We start from the raw sequence: 20,739 nt of genomic DNA, 5'->3' as shown, positions 1-20,739 counted from the left end.
ATTTAAGCAAGCAACCATTTTTTCATTCAAAACCTGACAATTAAATTATGCGGTCGGTATTCATTTTTATAGTATTTGCAATTGGTATTACGTCATTAGCAGTTGCACAGCCCCGTCAAAAAGGTAAAGTAATTTTTTTCGACGATTTTAAATCATCAAAATTAGATACCAGTAAATGGAATGTGGTGGTTACCGGATTTCATGTGAACAACGAATTACAAGCTTATGTTGATTCTAATGCAACTTTATATGTAAAGAATAATAAATTGGTTTTACAACCTTTGTATTCTCCGGGATTTGTTACACACGATGGGCAATATTTTGATTTTATTTCAGCTCGCATCAACACAAAAGACAAATTTGAATTTGAATATGGTCGTGCAGAAGCACGTATTCAAATTACTAATGGTGCAGGTTTATGGCCTGCCTGGTGGATTTTGGGGAACGATGAATGGCCTCAAACCGGTGAAATTGATGTGATGGAAAATGTAGGTGATGCTGCATGGAGTAGTGCTGCCATACATGGTCCGGGTTATAGCGGCGAAACACCCTTTGTACAACGCTATTATTATCCTAAAAATAACCATGCTACACAATGGCATATTTATGCAGTTAATTGGACACCCGATTCTATGGTATTTGAATATGATGGAAAACCGATGTACACTGTTACAAAAGCCATGACTACTAAATATGGTCCTTGGGCGTTTAGCAATAAAAAATATTTAATTCTCAATTTTGCATTAGGTGGAAACTATCCTGCCGGTGTAAATAAAGTGAAACAACCTTATTTGGGCCTTCCCGAAAAAACTGTGAAGCTCATTCAACAAAAGCAAGCGAAAATGCTGGTTGATTGGGTAAAAGTAACACAATACAATGCCCCCTAATTGTTTCAGTTGGTTTTTTAAGTAGTAAGAAGGATAAGCGTTCATCCAAAATATTTGTTCGGCATGTAGGGTTTTATTAATTTCCATGCCTGCAATATGAGGAAAAGCTTATCCATATTACTACTAACTGTACTTTTAATTTATATGGGTGGTTACCATTTATGGTATGCTTTGTATAAAGTACATCTTAAAGCTGAAATGCATCAATATATTGTTGCTCATCCTGATACAAAAGCAGCCTGTCATTTAGTTTTTAGTTTAAATAAGGCTGGCCATATTGTTCAAAATAATTTTTCATGGGAAGAAAAAAATAAAGAATTTACATGGAGGGGACTGCTATATGATGTAATAGCCATTACTTACAGTAAAACAACGGTGGCCATTTGCTGTTTACCCGATAATGCAGAAAATAATACAGACCTTTTACATTTAGCACTACAAAAAAGTAGAAATGATGCTGGTAAGCAAAATCGGTTAAGCTTTTCGCAAATATTTTCTTTCTTTTATGCTCCGCAGCATATACAAATTAACCTGTTATTGATAACTGAAAATGTTTGGGTTATTAATAATTTTTCCAAACATTCTAATCCGCCTATTTTTATTTTGCAGCCACCCCCTCGAATAGGCTTTTACCTCAGTTAACATTCTGTTATCAAAAATTTCTTATCAAATCTAATTTTGGTCAATGGCTAAAATGTTTATTTTATTTATACTAAAGCAACATGAAAAAGTTATATCTATTCATATTCTCAATGCTATTCATTATTCAACTGAAAGCACAAAACATTCAGGGAAGGGTGGCCGATAACCTTACCAATCAGCCTGTTGTTGGTGCTGTTATTGTACTTCCCAATCAGCAAAAATTAGTTACGGATGATAATGGCATTTTTGTTCTAAAAAACATTTCATCCAATATAACAATTACCGTTAATAGCTTGGGTTATGAGAGCCAACAAATATTGGTAAAACCTTCTAACAAAAATTTACTGATATTACTGACACCTACTACCGACAACTTAAATAAAGTACAAGTTACGGGTTGGGCAACAGGTAAGCGCGATAATCAGTTAACGGAAGCACAATCGGTGGGTGTATTAACTTATCAGGATTTACAGCGCGGTAATGGTTTGTTTCCCGAAACTCAAATGAATACCATTCCGGGTGTATTTATGCAAACACGAGGTATATCGGGTGGTCAACGTATTATTATTCGCGGCTATGGTAATACTACTAATTTTAATGGCTTAGGTTATCAGGTATATTTAAATAATATTCCATTAACCGACGCAACAGGCGTTACCATTTTAGATGATATTGATTTCTCAACCATTGGCCGAGTTGAGGTGTTTAAGGGGCCGGAATCAAGTTTATATGGATCGGGCATTGCAGGAGTGGTTAAATTGTATTCCATTCAACCAAAGCCCAACACAACAAAGTTTTTGGAAGAAAATACTGTTGGTAGTTATGGGCTTTATCGGAACAATACACGCATTGAGTCTGCCGGTAGTAATTCTGTTTTGTTTTTTAACTACGGTCATCAAACGTCAAATGGATACCGTAATCATAGTGCTTCTGCGAAAGATTATGCTTCTTTCAAAGGCGATTTTTATGTAGGCGACCAACAAACTATTTCTACTTATTTATCCTATAGCCGCTCGTACGAAGAATTGGCCGGAGAAATTCCGGGCGATACTTTATATAGAAGAATTACCTGGAGTGACCCAAAATACGTTAATAACAACGCTCATGTATTAATCGAAAGTTTTAGAGCCGGAATTACCGATGATATTAAAATAAACACGCACTTTACGAATCAAACAACTGCTTATACATCAGGTTATACTTTAGATCAGCCATTTGCTGCCGGCTTAAACTCTAATGCAGTTTTAACGTTTGGAGGCAGAACAGGTTTTGTGTATAATGGCAAATCCGGTTCCGTTGGTATTCATGGTATTATTGGCGGACAGTTCGAGAAAACACTTTCATTCAATAAAACTTATAATTTAACTAATGGCGTATTAGGCGGAATTAGAACTGATTTGCAAATTCAGGCACAAACATATAATGTATTTACAGAGTGGAAGCTAAATTTGCCCGCTAATTTTATGTTAAGCGCAGGCAGTAGTGTTAATTTTATAGAATATAGTATTCGTGATATGTTAACCAATACTGCTAATCCAACACATTTGGACCAGTCCGGTTATAAGCGTTTTATGCCTGTCGTAAAACCCAGAATTGCAATATTAAAAATGTTGAATAAAAATAATTCTGTTTATGTTGATGTTAGTACCGGATACACACCACCTACTACCAGCAATGTTGTAATTCCTGCAATTGGAAAGGTGAATTATGGTTTACAACCAGAAATGGGTATTCAGTATGAGGTAGGTGTAAAAGGCAGTTTGTTGAATAATAAACTATCTTATCAATTGGCTTTATTTCAGTTAGATGTAAGTAACAAAATCGTAAATCAATCAGTGGCAGCTACTCAAACAAATCCATTTTATACTTTTGCCGTAAATGTGGGTAAGCAACGCGATAACGGTGTAGAATTGTCGTTGAATTATTTGGCTGTTCAATCTAATACTTCTTTCTTCCGTTCGGTAAAACCATTTGTTACATATACTTATTCTAATTTTACTTATGTAGATTTTAAAAGCGATAATAACAATAATTCCGCAACACTCAATTTTTCAGGAAATAAGGTGGCCGGTGTAGCCCCTAATTTTTTAAATATTGGATTTGACGTTGTAACTGCGCCGGGTATTTACTTCAATAGTACTTTTCAATATGTTGATAAAGTGCCATATACTTACGATAATTTGAATTATGCCGATGCTTATCGATTATTAGGAGCCAAGCTTGGTTTTAGAAAAACATTCCATCAGCATTTTGATATAGATGCTTTTGTTGGCGCTGATAATTTATTAAACAACACCTACTATACGTTTTTATTTTTATCGCCTACTTTGGCTTCACAAACCGATCCTCATTTTATACCGGGTCCTTATACGGCCATGTGGTATGGTGGATTAAAGCTGGCATATCATTTCTAAACTAAGAACTATGAAAATTTTAAACCCAATAATTCTATCATTCACCCTGCTGCTATTAATGGCTTGTAAACAAAAGCAGCAGGATGAAAATTTTAATCCGGCAACAGCTAAAAGAATAGTTTCTGTTTCAAAGCAAATTACAGAAATGCTTTTTGCTTTGGGAAAAGGGAAAGATATAGTTGCATGTGATTTAACGAGTAGCTACCCCGATAGTGCAAAGTTATTACCTAAGGTGGGATATCACCGTTTGTTAAGTACCGAAGGTATTGTTTCTATGCGTCCTGATGTGGTAGTATACAGCCCTAATATTGGTCCGGCAACGGTTATTCCCCAACTACAACAAGTGGGTATCCGTTGTAAAGAATTTTTTGAATCAAATACCTTAGATAGTGCGCAACTTTTATTAACTGCATTGGCCAATTATTTTGGCGTAAAAGGTGTAGCCGACTCATTAAATAAACAGCTGCAACAACAAATGCAAATAGTGTATGCGGCACAAAAACAATGTACTGATACCCCTAAAGTAATGGTGATACAGTTTGGCCAGGCCAACAATGTATTTTTTGTAATGAGTGGAAGAAATGGGCCTGCCGATGCCATTATTCGGTTCGCTGTGGGTAAACCGGCCGTGTATCAGGCTAAAGGAGCATCGCAATTAAGTGCTGAGGCAATTGCCACGGCAAATCCTGATGTGGTAATTGTTACCGATTTTGGTTTTGACAAATTAGGCGGTGTTGAAGGTGTAAAAAAATTACCCGGTGTAGCATTAACCAATGCTGCTAAGAATAATAGAATATATCGTTTTAATGAACACGATATTGTTTATTTTGGTCCACGAAGTGCAGAAAATATTTTATTGCTCATGAAATTATTACACCCGAATCTACATGCTACGTTACCCTAAAATTGCCATAATAGTATTACTTTTTCTACTCGCCATCACCATGGTATTGGCTATTGCATGGGGGGCAGTTCCTATTTCTTTGCATGAAATGTATGAATCGGTTTTATTAGTTATTCAAAACAAAAGTTTGAATAATATACACGAGGCAATTTTTTTAGATATTCGTCTGCCTCGTGTTTTGCTTTGTGCAATAACAGGAGGAATTTTAGCGGCAGCAGGAGTAATGATGCAGGGGCTGTTTCGTAATCCTATTGTTGAGCCAGGACTAATTGGCACCAGTGCCGGGGCTGCTTTTGGGGCATCATTTATTTTCGTTTTATCAGGCACCTTGCCCTTATGGATGCAACATTTATCCGGTGTTTTTTTGGTACCTTTATTTGCTTTCATAGGTGGTATAATAGCAACGGTACTGGTTTATACATTAGCTCGTTCTGCATTTAAAGTTTCTGTTACCAATTTATTGCTTATTGGTATAGCCATTAATGCCATTGCTTTAAGCGGAACGGGTTTTTTAAGTTTTATTTCTCGCGATCCTCAGGCACGCAGTATAACTTTTTGGAACTTGGGAAGTTTTTCCGGGGCTTCATGGTGGCAGGTAATAACTGTTACAGCAATTACTTTGCCTGTTATGTATTTGTTACAGCGTTGTACCAATCAATTAAATGCACTGATGTTGGGTGATAAAGAAGCCGGTTTTTTAGGAGTGCAAACTGAAAAACTAAAGTGGCAAATTTTATTACTGAATACGGCTATGGTAGCTATTGCTACTGCATTTGTGGGCGTAATTGCATTTTTAGGATTGATTGTTCCTCATATTATGCGTTTATGGGTAGGGGGTAATAATAGAGTACTGTTGCCTTCTGCTTTTTTGTGTGGCGCCATTTTATTAACCATTGCCGATATGGCTGCTCGTTTATTAATTGCTCCCGGTGAAATTCCCATTGGAATTATTACCTCGTTGGTGGGTGCCCCTGTTTTCATTATTTTATTAAAGCAAACTCAGTTACTGCAAAAAGGAGGTGGTGGTTATGATTGAAGTGAAAAATCTTGAATTTTCAATTCATAAAAAGCAAATATTGCAGCAAATAGAATTGAAAATTCCCAAAAACAGTTTTACTGTCATCATGGGTGCAAATGGTGCAGGAAAGAGTACTTTATTACAATTATTAGCAGGAAGTTTATTGCCTACTGCCGGAAATATTTTTATGGATGGTGTAGATATGCAAACTATGAATGCCAGGCAGTTAGCACAAAAAAGAGCTGTTCTTTCGCAACAATATTATTTGCCATTTGCTTTAACAGTGCAAGAAGTGGTAATGATGGGGCGATATCCTTTCTTCAACAATCATCCAAAAGCAATAGATGAGAACATTGTAGATAAGGCGATGCAATTAATGGATGTGCGACATTTGAGTAATACCATTTATCAACATTTATCGGGAGGTGAAGCACAAAAAGTACAAATGTGCAGAGTATTAGCACAAATTTTAGATGCCAATGAACAAAATGAAAAATATTTATTGTTGGATGAGCCGGTTTCTCAATTAGATATTAAATACCAGTATCAGTTAATGCAAATTGCCAAACAGCTTACTCGTCAATCAGTTACCGTTATAGCTATTTTGCATGATATTAATATGGCACTGCCTTTTGCCGATACGTTGCATTTTATAAAAGACGGTTGCTTGTTTACAAGCTTATATCCGCCGTATCAAATAACGGATAGTTTAACAAAAGGTGTTTTTGGCATTGGTTCAATGCATCTTCCTATTCCTAATGCTAATTACCCATTCATTTATTTTCAACCCTAATTCTTCAATGCACTACTTATTTATGCAAACCATTGATATTTCTTCAACCGTTGGATTGATTGCCACAGTTGTATTAACCATTAATATTTTGTTAGGTATGTTGTTAAGTTCAGCTTACAAGCGTTCCATACATTGGAAACGAATGCCTGATTTTTTACAACAACTTAGTTTAACCGATCTACATAATTACACCGCATATGTGGCCCTGGTTTTGGTATTGGTACACATAATTTTAATACCATTAGATGCAACAGCACCATTTTCGTGGTTGCAATTATTATGGCCTTTAACCAATTCCCATCAACCTTATATGGCTTTGTTGGGGAGCATCTCTTTTTATGCTTTATTGCTCATTATCATAACTACCCAAAAAATAATAAAAAGCAAAATGGGTTTTAGATATTGGAAAAATGTGCATTTAGTAGCTTACGGTATGGCCTTGTTGTTTATTATTCATGGAATATGGATGGATCAGGAATTGAAAGACCGTACACCTGATTTCTTAGATGCAGAAAAGCTGCTATCAGAAATTTGTGGATTGGTTCTGATAGCAGCTTCTGTTATTCGCTTTCGCTATTATTTGAAAAAACAACTTTAATGAAAAAATTAATCTTTTTCATTGTCCTTTTTAAATAAATCAAGTTTTGCCGATTCAACATATTTGCGGAAGTTATTCCATTCTGAATTAAAAAAGTTTCCTGCTTTTTTAGCTACTTTTTGTACACTTTCTTCGGCTACTTTGTAAAGCTTTTCTTCTTGTTCACCCGGCACTGCATTTTTATATAAAGCTGTACTGCGGGCATTGGCAATATTGCTGTTTACGGTTACTTGCGGTATGGTGCCATAACCTTGTTTTTCCTGTGGTTTACCATTAATATCTTCTCGGATTAATTTAATGGATTGTTCTAAATGCTTCATGCTACGGCTAATGCTATCACGTTTACTGCTGTCAATATTTTGCAAGTTGTTTTTAATATTAGTCATAATGCTTTCTGCAGTAGCTAAACGTTCCGTTAATTCATTTACCTGAACCGTTAATGAATCAATCCGTGCATTAAAGGCCCGTTGTGCTTTTCTAACTTCCATTGAAACAGGGGCATTGGGATCATCATTAACCACAACGGTTGCGGAGTCTTTTAGTTTGCCCCATTGTAATACAACGGTGTATGTGCCCGGGTCAACCGGTAACCCGGGAGGTTCAGTGTTACTATTACCGGTATTTCTGAAACCACCTCTTCTTCCACCGTCGCTTCTTACCCCTTTGCCTTCAAGCCCCCAGAAAAAGCGATTAAAACCGGTATCGGCCTTTACCATTAAGTTTCTTACATTGTTGTGTTGTGCATCATAAATATGTAATTGCAAAGTATCCGGCATTTTTTGTTTGCCTGTATCATTTGCATTTCTTTCGGTATAGAAACTAATAGAAGCACCTCTTTTCCTGTTTTCACCCTCGTAAGTACCCCATATGCTATATTCAATACCGGAAGGGTTTTTCATTTTTGCTTCATAAGCAGTAGGAATGGGGAACGCTACAAGCTTCTGTGTAAAGGCCTTTCCGTTATTGGCAGCCAATTTACGTAATGGTCTTATATCATCTAAAATCCAAATAGCCCGTCCAAAGGTAGCAATGGCTAAATCACCTTCTCTTTCCTGAATGGCTAAGTCATACGTTGAAACAGAAGGATAGTTGTTTTTAAATTGTTGAAATTTTTCGCCATTGTCAAAACTTACCCATAATCCTTGTTCTGTTCCAACAAAAATTAAATTTGGCTCAACCGGATCTTGAATCATACACAAAGCATACCCCGTTACTTTCTTTTCATCAACCAATCTGGTCCATGTTTTTCCAAAGTCAGTTGTGCGGAAAATGTAGGGTTTAAAATCGCCTAAACGATAATTATTGCATACCACAAACGCTTCACCTGCTTTGTAACGTGATGCACGAATTTGCGGAATCCAGCTGCCTTCCGGCATGCCTAGAATTTTTCCACGGAAGTTGGTCCATGTTTTACCGCCATCTTGAGTAAGTTGCACGTTCCCATCATCGGTACCTACCCAAATTACCCCCCGTTGTATATGCGAAGGTTCAATACATAATATAGTGCAATAATTTTCTGCACCAGTAATATCAATAGAGATTCCCCCATTTTTACTTTGATCTTCCTTGGCGGTATCATTCGTTGTTAAATCGGGCGAAATAATACTCCATGATATTCCTTTATTGGTGCTTTTATTTACAAACTGGCTGCCAAAGTAAATGGTATTGTTGTCGAATGGGTCTTGCGCAATGGCGGCATTCCAATTAAATCTGTGTCTTAAAGTACTTCCAACATCCGGTGGTTTTATGCGCCATTGTTCTCCGGTAGCAACGTTATATCTGCCTAATTCTCCTTCCTGGCTCATTGAATATACCCAGTTATAATTATCAGGATCAGGTACTACATCAAATCCGTCGCCACCGCCTACTTCAGTCCAATAACTGTTGCGAATACCGGAATTAATCCAAACATAGGCAGGGCCATACCAACTTCCATTATCTTGTAAACCACCCATTACATGATAAGGTAAAGCATTGTCAACATTAATGTGGTAGAATTGACCAACCGGCAGCTTGCTTTCAAATTGCCAATTTTTTCCTTTATCGCGGGTAATAGCTAATCCGCCATCGTCACCATCAATAATAAATGAGGGATCATAAGGATGAATCCACCAGGCATGGTGGTCGGGGTGAATGCCACTGTAAGGAATTAGGATACGAAAAGTTTTACCGCCATCTTCACTTACACTCACCATTTGATTAATGTTATATAAACGGTTTTCATTTTCAGGGTCAACTCTTATATCTTGAAAATAAAAAGGACGGTTGGTAACGTCGGTTGGATTGCTGTTTACCAGTTCCCATTTAATTCCACCATCATCCGATTTATACAAACCATTTTTGGTGGCTTCCACCATTGCATAAATGCGACTAGGTAAACTACGGCAAATGGTTAAACCAATTCTACCATAATTGCCGTCGGGTAATCCATCAGCTTTGCCTAATTTTTTAAATGTTTTTCCACCATCATAAGTTACATACAATCCACTACCGGGCCCTCCACTGGTAAAGCTCCAAGGTGTGCGGTGATGTTGCCACATAGCCACTAAAAGCTTATTGGGATTACTGGGATCCATTACCATATCGGCAACGCCACTGCTGTCGTTGGTATGTAATATCAACTTCCAGCTTTGTCCGCCATCAGTCGTTTTATACAAACCTCTTTCGCCATGCACGCCGTATGGATTACCAATGGCGCCAACATAAACAACATCGGGATTGTTAGGGTCGATGATAATTCGATGAATGTTTTTTGTTTTTTGCAAACCCATGCATTGCCATGTTTTTCCTCCATCTAAACTTTTATAAATACCATCGCCTAAACTTACAGAGTTACGTGGATTACCTTCTCCTGTTCCAGCCCAAACAACCGATGGGTTGCTTTGTGTAATAGCTACTGCACCTATGTTTTGAATAGGTTCTTTATCAAAAACTGGTGTCCATGAAGCGCCTCCGTTTTCAGTTTTCCAAACGCCACCACTGGCACTTCCCGCATAAATAATGTTAGGATTAGTCCATACCGCATCAATGGCAGTTATACGGCCACTCATTCCGGCAGGGCCAATGGTTCGGGGTTGTAAATTTTTAAATTGGGTAGAAAGATTTACCAGTTGTGCCTTTGCCTGCCAGCAAAACGCTGAAGCCAACAACAGGCCATAGTACAATTTTCTCATGCTGCCAATTTTTTAAGATTTGAAAGGTAGCAAAATTTTTAAAGCTGCATTGAATTATTGGATGAACGTAATACAATTGCCATTTGTATAATTTTTTTGAAAGAATACCACTTGCGGCGTACCTTTTAATTTCAAATACAAAATATTTTTCAATCATGAATGCACAGATGTGCTATTGATTGTAAAGCTTACATACCTTTCAAAATACACCCACTATGAAATCGATTATCCGTATTTTTCTATTGCTATGTTGTATAGCAGAAGTTCCAAGTGTTTTTGCTCAAATTGCTCCTACTTTATTTCAGGAAATCCAATGGCGTATGATTGGCCCGCATCGTGGCGGAAGAACAGTAGGTGCAGTAGGTGTACCCCAACAACCGAATGTATTTTATATTGGGGTAAACAATGGTGGTGTATGGAAAACAAATGATTTTGGCCGAACCTGGACACCCATTTTTGATGAGCAGTCCACCGGATCCATTGGTGATGTTGCAGTTGCTCCTTCCAATCCAAATATAATTTATGTGGGTTCAGGTGAAGGATTGCAACGCCCCGATTTATCCGTAGGAAATGGCATTTATAAATCAACAGATGCAGGTAAAACCTGGCAACATCTTGGCTTAACCGATGTACAGCAAGTGGGTGCCGTTGTAATTGATCCGCTAAATCCGGATCGGGTATTTGTTGCCGCTATGGGGCATCCTTACGGACCTAATGCCGAGCGAGGGGTTTACAGAACTTTAGATGGAGGTAAAACCTGGCAAAAAGTTTTGTATGTTGATGAAAACACCGGTGCAGTTCAGGTAGCCATCGATCCAAAAAACCCGAATATTGTTTTTGCCGACTTATGGGCCGGCAGACAAGGTCCTTGGGAAAACGGCGAATGGAATGGTCCTAATAGTGGTTTATACAAATCAACAGATGGTGGGCAAACCTGGAAAAAAATAAACAAAGGGCTACCAACAACTGAACAAGGTTTGGGAAGAATTGGATTTTGTATTGCACCAAGCAATCCAAACAGAATGTATGCTACTGTTGATGCAGGCCAATATGGCGGTATGTTTAGAAGCGATGATGGTGGTGAAAGTTGGTACAGTATTAGTAATGATGGCCGCTATTGGGGCCGAGGCAGCGATTTTGCAGAAGTAAAAGTTGATCCTCAAAATGAAAATATTGTGTACACCGCCAATGTGGTTGTTTGGAAATCGGAAGATGGCGGTCATCACTGGACAGACTTTAGAGGCGCACCCGGCGGTGATGATTATCACCGTATTTGGATAAACCCAAATAACCCTGACATTATTTTAATAGCTGCCGACCAGGGTGCTATTATTACCGTAAATGGCGGCAAAACTTTTTCTTCATGGTATAATCAACCCACTGCTCAGTTTTATCATGTAAGTACCGATAATGCTTTTCCGTACAATGTATATGGTGGGCAACAGGAAAGCGGCTCGGTAGGCATAGCATCACGCGGCAATGACGGACAAATTACTTTTCGTGAATGGCATCCCGTTGGTGTTGAAGAATATGGTTATGTGGCTGCCGATCCATTAAATCCGAATATTATTTATGGCGGGAAAATAACAAGATACGATAAGCGTACTGGACAGGTTCAAAATGTTGCCCCCGAAGCTATACGCAGTGGTAAATATCGCTTTATTAGAACGGCGCCGGTATTGTTTTCACCCGTCAATCCACATACGTTATATTTTGCCGGCAATGTATTGTTTAAAACCAATAATGGTGGTAATAGCTGGGAAGTTATCAGCCCCGATTTAACCAGAAGTGAATGGGACATACCTGCCAGCGTAGGCATTTATACTACTGCTGCATTTAAAACCATGCCCCGTAGAGGTGTAATTTATACCATTGCTCCTTCCTATACCGATAGCAATACTATTTGGTGTGGCACAGATGATGGCTATATTCAAATAACCAGAAACGGAGGTAAAACTTGGACAAACATTACGCCCGCTTCTATTACATCATGGAGTAAAATTTCATTGATGGATTGCGGACATTTTGATAATAATACCGTTTATGCTGCTGTGAACAGAATTCGTTGCGACGATTTACACCCTCACATTTATATAACGCATGATGGTGGTAAAACTTGGCAGGAAAAAGTGAATGGGCTGCCCGATAATGAACCCATTAATGTTGTAAGGGAAGATCCAAAAGTTAAAGGCTTATTGTTTGCAGGCTCAGAAAATGCAGTTTATGTATCCTTTAATGATGGTGCCCATTGGCAATCTCTTCGTTTAAATATGCCGGCAACTTCAATTCGTGATTTGGTAATTAAGGATGATGATATTGTGGTAGGAACACATGGTCGTTCATTTTGGATTTTAGATAACATTACACCGCTTCGTCAAATTGCACAACAACGCATTACCGTTAGTAATCCTTATTTGTTTCAACCACAAAAAGCCCTGCGTATTCGTTGGGATATGAATACGGACACACCGTTGCCACAAGAAGAACCGGCAGGCCAAAATCCGCCCGATGGAGCAATTATTGACTACTATTTGCCCAATGATTATGCAGGGGCTGTTACATTAACCATTAAAGATATGGCTGGTAACATTGTTCGAAAATATGCCAGTACCGATACACCTTATCATATTCCAAAAGTAAATATTCCCAAATACTGGATTCGACCCCAGCAAATTTTGTCATCAAAACCGGGCATGCATCGTTTTTTGTGGGATGTTCATTACACACCTTTGCCATTACCACCTATTTATCCGATTGCTGCCATTTACGGCAATACAGCACCGTTAGAAACTGCTCCCTGGGTATTACCGGGTAAGTATATTGTTGAGTTGGAAGCCAATGGTAAAAAGTTACAACAAAATATGGAAGTAATTATGGATCCAAGGGTAACAACATCTAAAGCGCAATTGCATCAACAATTTACCTTGGCAAAACAATGTTATGAAATTGGGAAAACTTGTTTGAATAGATTGAATGCCATTCAAGAAAAATTAATGCAATCAAACAACAACGATAATGCTGCTTTAAAAGCTTTACAAGGTAGTAATGGCAGCAGACGAGGAATGGGCTCAGAAATCTCATATCATGCGCTTTTACAACAAAGTCAAAATGTGTTAAGCATGTTAGAAGATGCAGATATGCCGCCAACCGTAGCTATGCAAAATGCAGTTCAACAATTAACTCAGCAGTTGCAGCAATTAGAAAAAAAATGGCAATCGTTAGCAAATTTGTAAATAGTTCAATACTTAAAACCATATAACATGAGAAAATGCTTTGTTAGTTTACCCTTATTCTTGGGGATTTTTTTGGTAACCAATTTGCCTGCGCAGCAAACTAGAAAAGCAACTACTATTGCTCCGGCAATGAATGTAGATTCGGTTTATTTTTCTGCTTTAAAGTTTAGAGAAATTGGCCCTTACCGTGGTGGCCGAAGTGCTGCCGTTACCGGAAGTTTCAGTCATAAAACCACTTTTTATTTTGGCGCAACAGGTGGTGGTGTATGGAAAACAACCGATGGTGGCAGTAACTGGAAAAATATAAGTGATAAATATTTTGGTGGAAGTATTGGTGCTGTTGCTGTTGCACCCAGCGATGAAACAATTATTTATGTGGGTGAAGGTGAAAATTCATTACGTGGTAATGTTTCCGAAGGTTTGGGCGGTATGTGGCGCAGTGATGATGGCGGCAGAAGTTGGAAGAATATTGGATTAAAAGATGGCCGACACATTATACGCATTATTGTAGATCCTAAAGATCCGAACATAGTTTGGGCAGCCCTTATGGGGCATACTTTTGGGCCTAATGAAGAAAGAGGAGTGTATAAAACTACCAATGGCGGCAAAACATGGAAAAGGGTTTTATATGTAAACAATCTTACGGCTTGCTCTGATTTGGTAATGGAACCGGGTAATCCTAATGTATTGTATGCAGGCATGTGGCACGTAGAAAGAACACCATATAGTATGATTAGTGGCGGCGATGGAAGCGGATTATATAAAAGTACCGATGGTGGTGAAACCTGGACGAATTTAACAGAAAAAAAAGGTTTGCCCAAAGGAGTTTGGGGAATTGTAGGTGTTGCAGTAGCACCCTCAAACACCGATAAAGTGTATGCAATAATTGAAAATGCAAAAGGCGGTTTATTTGTAAGTAATGATGGTGGTGAAACCTGGAATTTACAAAGCAATGATAACAATATTCGCCAACGGGCATGGTATTATTCTAAGGTTTATGTTGACCCCAAAAACGAAAATACCCTTTATGTGCTAAATGTTGAAATGATGCGTAGCCGCGATGGCGGTAAAACTTTTCAAGCAATTAATACACCCCATAGCGACCATCATGATTTATGGATTGATCCCGAAGATGGTAATCGAATGATTGTTGCAGATGACGGTGGCGCACAAGTTTCTTTTAATGGTGGGCAAACATGGAGTTCTTTGATGAATCAGCCTACAGCTCAAATTTATAGAGTATCAACAGATAATTCTTTCCCATACAGAATTTTAGGAGCACAGCAAGATAATACAACATTGCGTATTAAAAGTCGTTCTAACGGACCTGGCATTGGCGAAACAGACTGGCAAGCAACCGCAGGGGCTGAAAGTGGCTATGTAGTAGCCGATCCACTTAATCCAGATATAGTGTATGGCGGAAATTATGGTGGTTATTTATCGCGCCTTGACCATCGTACTGGTGAAAATAGAGCAATTAATGTTTGGCCTGATAATCCAATGGGCGCAGGAGCAAATGTATTGAAGTACCGTTTTCAATGGAACTTTCCAATTTTCTTTTCACCTACCAATCCTAAAAAATTGTATGCTGCCGGTAATCATTTGTTTGTAACCGAAAATGAAGGAAGAAGTTGGGAAATGATTAGCCCCGATTTAACTACAAATGATAAAGCCAAACAAGCTTCCAGTGGCGGACCTATTACTCAGGATAATACATCAGTGGAATATTATTGCACCATTTTTACCGCTGCTGAATCAGCTACGGAGCCCAATGTTTTATGGACCGGGAGTGACGATGGATTGATTTATGTAACAAAGGACGGAGGAAAAAATTGGGAAAATGTAACACCCCCCGATGCAGGTAAGTGGATGATGTGGAATTGTGTTGAAGTTGACCCTCAGCAAAAAGGTAAAGCTTATTTTGCCGGTACTAAATATAAAATGGACGATTATACGCCCTATTTATTCAAAACAGAAGATTATGGTAAAACTTGGAAGCGCATCACCAATGGCATTCCGTTTAATTATTTTACTCGCTGCATCAGGGCCGACAAGCAACGGGCCGGATTATTGTATGCCGGTACTGAATATGGATTGTTTATTAGCTATAATGATGGTGAAAGTTGGCAACCATTTCAATTAAACTTACCCAAAGTACCAATTACCGATTTAACCATTAAAGACAATGATTTAATTGTTGCTACCCAAGGCCGTGGGTTTTGGGTATTGGATGATTTGGGTTTATTGCAACAGAAAGAAGCAAAAGCATTGCAACAAAATTTGCATGTGTTTGATGTAACTGATGCTTACCGATTTTCAACCGGTGGTCGCTTTAGAAGAACCTTTACAACACACAATGCTAACATGGGCACAAACCCACCTAACGGGGTTGTATTTAGGTATTTTATAAAAAATGCGGGTGACTCCGGAAAGGTACACATTACTATATTTGATAAACAGGGTAAGCCCATTGAAACATATGGTACAAAAAAATTACCTGTTGATATTACTACCGGAATGAATGAATTTGTTTGGGATATGAATTACCCCGGAGGCAAAAAAATTGATGATATGATTTTATGGAATGGCACTATTGGTAATGTGAAAGCTGCTCCGGGTAAATATATGGCCAGATTTAAATTCATGAAAGATTCCGTTGATGTGCCTTTTGTAATTAAAGGTATTCCTGATCAAAATATGACACAAGAGGATTATGATGCACAAGTGAATTTCTTGTTACAAATTCGAGATAAGTTTAATGAAGTGCAAACTGCCATACAAAATATTAGGACTTTGCGTAAACAAATGAACGATTTTGTTGCTCGGTTAGATACCGGAAAATCGAAAATGCTGAAACCTGTTACGGATAGCATTAATAAGCGTTTAACAAAAATTGAAGAAGCATTGTACCAAACAAAAGCCAAAAGCAGTCAGGATGTTTTAAACTACCCGATTAGAATAAACGATAAATTATCCGGATTATTTAATGTTGTAGCCAGTGGCTATACTGCACCCAGTAAGCAATCTCGCGAAGTGTATGCCGACTTAAGTGCACAAGCCGATGAACAATTGCATTTGTTAGATGCTATTTTGAAGAAAGATATACCTGCATTAAATGCACTAATTAATAAAGAACAGTTGCCTGTTATTGGCATAAAAAATGAAGATTAAATATTTGATTGTTTAATTTTTAAACACGTATGCAATTTTATTTTGCATACGTGGTTTTTGTTTAATAAGGGTATTCAGTTGAAAGGCTGCGGGATGGAAGCGTTAGCCCGCAAACGCAGTGCGGACTATAAGCGTACAGCCCGAACTACTGCTGAATAAAGCACTTTAGCCGATAGCCCATAAACTAACAACAGTTCGCAACGAAATACTTTAATTTTACTGCATTAATAGTTGCAATTAAAAAATTTCATGATAGCGCATTTACAAACATTACAACAACAATTGCAGGGCGAATTGTATTATGACAAAACCATGCGCACTTTGTATGCAACTGATGCATCGGCGTATAGAGAAATGCCGTTGGCCGTGGCTTTGCCCAAAACAGAAAGCGATATAAAATTATTAATTGCTTTTGCATTACAACACAAAACTTCTTTAATACCACGTACGGCAGGTACATCATTGGCTGGCCAAGTGGTTGGTAACGGTATCGTCGTTGACGTATCGAAATATTTTAATGAAATATTAGAGCTGAATGCTAATGAAAAATGGGTACGAGTACAACCGGGTGTAATTAGAGACGATTTGAATGTTTTTTTAAAGCCTTATGGATTGCTTTTTGGACCGGAAACATCAACTGCTAACAGGGCAATGATTGGCGGTATGGTTGGTAATAACTCTTGCGGATCGAATTCGGTGGTTTATAAAAGTACTCGTGAACATATTATTGAAATTAAAGCTATTTTGAGTGATGGCAGTGATGTGGTGTTTGGTGAAACAGACCTGGATTCATTTCATGCAAAATGTGAAATGGATACACTGGAAGGAAGAATTTATAATAACATAAGGCAATTGTTGAGTAATTATGATAACCGTGTTGAAATTGCCAAGCAGTTTCCAAAAAAATCTATTGAGCGTAGAAATACCGGATATGCAATTGATTTATTAATGCAGACGGCACCCTTTGAAGCCGGTGGTCCGAATTTTAATTTTTGCACCTTAATTGCAGGCTCAGAGGGTACTTTGGCTTTCATTACAGAAATAAAGCTAAATGTGGTACCGTTACCGCCTAAAGAAACGGGTTTATTGTGTGTGCATTTTAATACAATACATGAATCGTTGTTGGCTAATTTAATTGCTTTACAGTTTGCGCCTACGGCCAGCGAACTAATTGATCATTATATTTTAGAATGTACGAAAGGTAATATTGAACAGCAAAAAAATCGGTTTTTTGTAAAAGGAGATCCCGGTGCTATATTGGTAGTTGAGTTTAAGAAAAATACACGTGAAGAAATAACGCGGATTGCCGAACAAGTAGAGGCGGCCATGCGTGAAAAAGGATTGGGTTACCATTTTCCGTTATTGTTTGGCGATGATACTAAAAAAATATGGAATTTACGCAAGGCGGGATTAGGATTGTTGGGGAACATGCCGGGTGATGACAAAGCCGTTCCCGTTATTGAAGATACTGCAGTAGATGTGAATGATTTGCCTGATTATATTGCTGACTTCAATAAAATTTTAGAAAAATATGGTTTGTATTCCGTGCATTATGCACATGCAGGTTCAGGTGAACTACATTTACGACCCATTATTAATTTGAAAACTGCCGAAGGAAATGCTTTGTTCAGAACCATTGCAATGGAGGTGGCTGCTTTGGTAAAAAAATATAATGGTTCATTAAGTGGGGAACATGGTGATGGTAGATTGCGTGGAGAGTTTATTCCGAAAATGATTGGTGAGAAAAATTATGCATTATTAAAACAAATTAAAGAAACATGGGATCCACATCATATTTTCAATCCGGGTAAAATTGTTGATACCCCTCCCATGAATACTTTTTTACGTTATACCCCGGGGCAAAAAGATTCGAATGTAGCACCCGTTTTTCGTTGGGGAAACCAAACTGTTTTACAGCATGCAGAGCAGTGCAATGGCTCGGGCGATTGCCGAAAAACACATATATCCGGTGGAACTATGTGCCCATCATTTATGGCAACGCGAAATGAAAAAGATACTACCCGGGCACGTGCTAATATTTTGCGAGAGTTTTTAACGCATTCAACTGCTATTAACAAATTTAATCACAAAGAAATTTATGAGGTAATGGATTTGTGCCTGAGTTGTAAGGGATGCAAATCTGAATGTCCTTCGAATGTTGATGTGGCCAAATTAAAAGCAGAATTTTTACAACAATATTATAAGGCTAACGGAATACCCTTTAGGTCAAAACTTATTGCAAATTTTAGTGTTGTAGCAAAGATTGGATCTGTATGGCCCGGCTTGTACAATGGTATGGTTACCAATCGTTTTTCAGGTAGTTTGATAAAAAAAATGTCAGGCTTTGCTGTAAAGCGCTCAATGCCAACCCTTTCAAAAATAACGGTTAGAGAATGGATGCGTAAAAGAAAGCAACCTGCTTCCAATAATGGTGCTAAAAGAAAGGTTTACTTTTTTTGTGATGAGTTTACCAATTATAATGATGCCGGTATTGGCATTACTGCTATTCAATTATTAGAAAAGCTTGGATATGAAGTGGTAATTCCCAATCATGTTGAAAGTGGACGAGCCATGCTATCCAAAGGTTTGTTATTGAAAGCTAAAGCAATAGCACATCAAAACATTGATTGGTTAAGTGATATAGTGTGCGAAGAAGCACCATTGATAGGTATTGAACCGTCGGCAATACTTACTTTTAGAGATGAGTATATTGATTTGGCAGATGATGATCATTATGAAAAAGCCAAGCAGCTGGCAAAAAATGTTTTTTATATTGATGAGTTTTTAGCTGGAGAAATAGAAAAAGGTTTTATAAGTGCTGCTTTATTTACGAATGCCGACAAAAAAATTGTGCTACACGGTCACTGTCAGCAAAAAGCCTTAACTAATTTGAATGATACCGTAAAAGTTTTATCCTTACCCCAAAATTATACCGTCAATACATTACCGTCTGGTTGTTGTGGTATGGCCGGTTCATTTGGTTATGAAAAGGAACATTATGATTTATCCATGCAAATTGGTAATTTGGTATTGTTTCCGGCGGTTAATAAAGCCGATGCCACAACCATTATTGCGGCACCGGGTACTAGTTGTCGGCATCAAATTAAAGATGGAACAGGTAAACAGGCTAAGCATACCGTTGAGGTTTTATGGGAAGCATTATTGTAAATTTCTTTTTAATGAATGATATAGTACATGAGTATTCAACAAGCATATAATCAGTGGGCAGCACAATATGATACGAATGAAAATAAGACCCGAGATGCGGAGGCCATTGTTTTACAAACATTGTTAAATGATGTAGCTTTTGAACGCTGTTTGGAAGTGGGTTGTGGCACAGGAAAAAATACGATTTGGTTGCAGCATAAAGCCAAGCAATTGTTGGGGGTCGATTTTTCTGAAGCAATGCTGCAAGCGGCTCAAAGAAAAATCAATCATCCCAATGTGCAATTTTTGCAAGCCAATATTCTGGAACCATGGCATTTTGTTCAACAGTCGTTCGATTTGGTAGTTTTTAGTTTGGTATTAGAACATATTGAAGATTTAGAGGCAATTTTTAAAAAAGCAGCAAATGCACTGGTTTCGGGTGGTTATATGTATGTAGGCGAATTACATCCATTTAAACAATACAATGGTTCAAAAGCCAGATTTGAAGATGAAGCAGGTTTGCAGGTATTAACTTGTTACGTACATCATTTTGCTGAATTTATAAATGCCGGATTAAATGCGGGATTTTTCGTAAAAAAGGTGCATGAATATTTTGATGATGGCTTTGATTCTTATCAGCCAAGAATTTTGGGTGTTTTGTTTCAAAAATAATATAATAGTTTGCTTATTGGGTATGGCTTAAAAGTCATTAGCATAAAATTTGATTGCAACAACGAAAATTAATTTCTTATCTCCTTT

Annotated in this window: 12 protein-coding genes; 11 read left to right on the top strand and 1 reads right to left on the bottom strand. The window is 37.9% G+C overall.

Features of this window, described 5'->3' with window-relative positions:
• The first annotated feature begins 47 nt into the window (after positions 1-47).
• The 7 genes from ACP5P5_RS06190 to ACP5P5_RS06160 all read left to right on the top strand — a co-directional run bounded on the left by ACP5P5_RS06190 (position 48) and on the right by ACP5P5_RS06160 (position 7,256).
• The gene (locus ACP5P5_RS06190) at positions 48-887 is read left to right on the top strand and encodes a glycoside hydrolase family 16 protein (RefSeq protein WP_428285236.1); all 840 of its coding nucleotides are present in this window, start codon (positions 48-50) and stop codon (positions 885-887) included.
• A gap of 96 nt (positions 888-983) precedes the next feature.
• The gene (locus tag ACP5P5_RS06185) at positions 984-1,529 is read left to right on the top strand and encodes a hypothetical protein (RefSeq protein WP_428285235.1); all 546 of its coding nucleotides are present in this window, start codon (positions 984-986) and stop codon (positions 1,527-1,529) included.
• 80 nt (positions 1,530-1,609) lie between these two features.
• The gene (locus ACP5P5_RS06180; protein ID WP_428285234.1) at positions 1,610-3,943 is read left to right on the top strand and encodes a TonB-dependent receptor; all 2,334 of its coding nucleotides are present in this window, start codon (positions 1,610-1,612) and stop codon (positions 3,941-3,943) included.
• 10 nt (positions 3,944-3,953) lie between these two features.
• A complete protein-coding gene (locus tag ACP5P5_RS06175) occupies positions 3,954-4,847 on the top strand; it encodes a heme/hemin ABC transporter substrate-binding protein (RefSeq protein WP_428285233.1) in 894 nt (297 codons plus the stop codon).
• Positions 4,831-5,883 (top strand): FecCD family ABC transporter permease, encoded by a 1,053-nt coding sequence (locus tag ACP5P5_RS06170; RefSeq protein ID WP_428285232.1) that lies wholly within the window; start codon positions 4,831-4,833, stop codon positions 5,881-5,883. The genes ACP5P5_RS06175 and ACP5P5_RS06170 overlap by 17 nt, the downstream gene beginning before the upstream one ends.
• Complete coding sequence (locus ACP5P5_RS06165) at positions 5,876-6,658, top strand: ATP-binding cassette domain-containing protein (protein ID WP_428285231.1); 783 nt, start codon at positions 5,876-5,878, stop codon at positions 6,656-6,658. Before ACP5P5_RS06170 ends, ACP5P5_RS06165 begins: the two co-directional genes overlap by 8 nt.
• Positions 6,659-6,665: 7 nt before the next feature.
• Entirely contained in the window at positions 6,666-7,256 is a 591-nt protein-coding gene (locus ACP5P5_RS06160; protein WP_428285230.1) for a ferric reductase-like transmembrane domain-containing protein, read from the top strand.
• 8 nt (positions 7,257-7,264) lie between these two features.
• Here the strand turns inward: ACP5P5_RS06160 and ACP5P5_RS06155 are convergent, their stop codons facing one another.
• Positions 7,265-10,429: a VPS10 domain-containing protein gene (locus ACP5P5_RS06155; RefSeq protein WP_428285229.1), complete on the bottom strand. Its 3,165-nt coding sequence runs from the start codon at positions 10,427-10,429 to the stop codon at positions 7,265-7,267.
• Positions 10,430-10,644: 215 nt separating this feature from the next.
• On the opposite strand from ACP5P5_RS06155, the gene ACP5P5_RS06150 reads away from it, so the two are divergent.
• The 4 genes from ACP5P5_RS06150 (at position 10,645) to ACP5P5_RS06135 (ending at position 20,652) form a co-directional block, all read left to right on the top strand.
• Positions 10,645-13,662: a VPS10 domain-containing protein gene (locus ACP5P5_RS06150; RefSeq protein WP_428285228.1), complete on the top strand. Its 3,018-nt coding sequence runs from the start codon at positions 10,645-10,647 to the stop codon at positions 13,660-13,662.
• Between the two features lie 27 nt (positions 13,663-13,689).
• Complete coding sequence (locus ACP5P5_RS06145; protein WP_428285227.1) at positions 13,690-16,833, top strand: WD40/YVTN/BNR-like repeat-containing protein; 3,144 nt, start codon at positions 13,690-13,692, stop codon at positions 16,831-16,833.
• Positions 16,834-17,082: 249 nt separating this feature from the next.
• A complete protein-coding gene (locus ACP5P5_RS06140) occupies positions 17,083-20,001 on the top strand; it encodes an FAD-binding and (Fe-S)-binding domain-containing protein (RefSeq protein ID WP_428285226.1) in 2,919 nt (972 codons plus the stop codon).
• Between the two features lie 27 nt (positions 20,002-20,028).
• Positions 20,029-20,652, top strand: a complete 624-nt coding sequence (locus tag ACP5P5_RS06135) for a class I SAM-dependent methyltransferase (protein ID WP_428285225.1) — start codon at positions 20,029-20,031, stop codon at positions 20,650-20,652.
• Positions 20,653-20,739 lie beyond the last annotated feature (87 nt).

Origin of the sequence: Hydrotalea sp. (assembly GCF_049968455.1) — a bacterium.
GTDB lineage: Bacteria > Bacteroidota > Bacteroidia > Chitinophagales > Chitinophagaceae > Hydrotalea.
This window is presented reverse-complemented; position numbering and strand designations above follow the sequence as displayed.

Excerpts from the sequence above, each read along its gene's own strand:
- ACP5P5_RS06190 (WP_428285236.1), top strand. The coding sequence starts at position 48 with ATGCGGTCGGTATTCATTTTTATAGTATTTGCAATTGGTATTACGTCA.
- ACP5P5_RS06185 (WP_428285235.1), top strand. The coding sequence starts at position 984 with ATGAGGAAAAGCTTATCCATATTACTACTAACTGTACTTTTAATTTAT.
- ACP5P5_RS06180 (WP_428285234.1), top strand. The coding sequence starts at position 1,610 with ATGAAAAAGTTATATCTATTCATATTCTCAATGCTATTCATTATTCAA.
- ACP5P5_RS06175 (WP_428285233.1), top strand. The coding sequence starts at position 3,954 with ATGAAAATTTTAAACCCAATAATTCTATCATTCACCCTGCTGCTATTA.
- ACP5P5_RS06170 (WP_428285232.1), top strand. The coding sequence starts at position 4,831 with ATGCTACGTTACCCTAAAATTGCCATAATAGTATTACTTTTTCTACTC.
- ACP5P5_RS06165 (WP_428285231.1), top strand. The coding sequence starts at position 5,876 with ATGATTGAAGTGAAAAATCTTGAATTTTCAATTCATAAAAAGCAAATA.
- ACP5P5_RS06160 (WP_428285230.1), top strand. The coding sequence starts at position 6,666 with ATGCACTACTTATTTATGCAAACCATTGATATTTCTTCAACCGTTGGA.
- ACP5P5_RS06155 (WP_428285229.1), bottom strand. The coding sequence starts at position 10,429 with ATGAGAAAATTGTACTATGGCCTGTTGTTGGCTTCAGCGTTTTGCTGG.
- ACP5P5_RS06150 (WP_428285228.1), top strand. The coding sequence starts at position 10,645 with ATGAAATCGATTATCCGTATTTTTCTATTGCTATGTTGTATAGCAGAA.
- ACP5P5_RS06145 (WP_428285227.1), top strand. The coding sequence starts at position 13,690 with ATGAGAAAATGCTTTGTTAGTTTACCCTTATTCTTGGGGATTTTTTTG.
- ACP5P5_RS06140 (WP_428285226.1), top strand. The coding sequence starts at position 17,083 with ATGATAGCGCATTTACAAACATTACAACAACAATTGCAGGGCGAATTG.
- ACP5P5_RS06135 (WP_428285225.1), top strand. The coding sequence starts at position 20,029 with ATGAGTATTCAACAAGCATATAATCAGTGGGCAGCACAATATGATACG.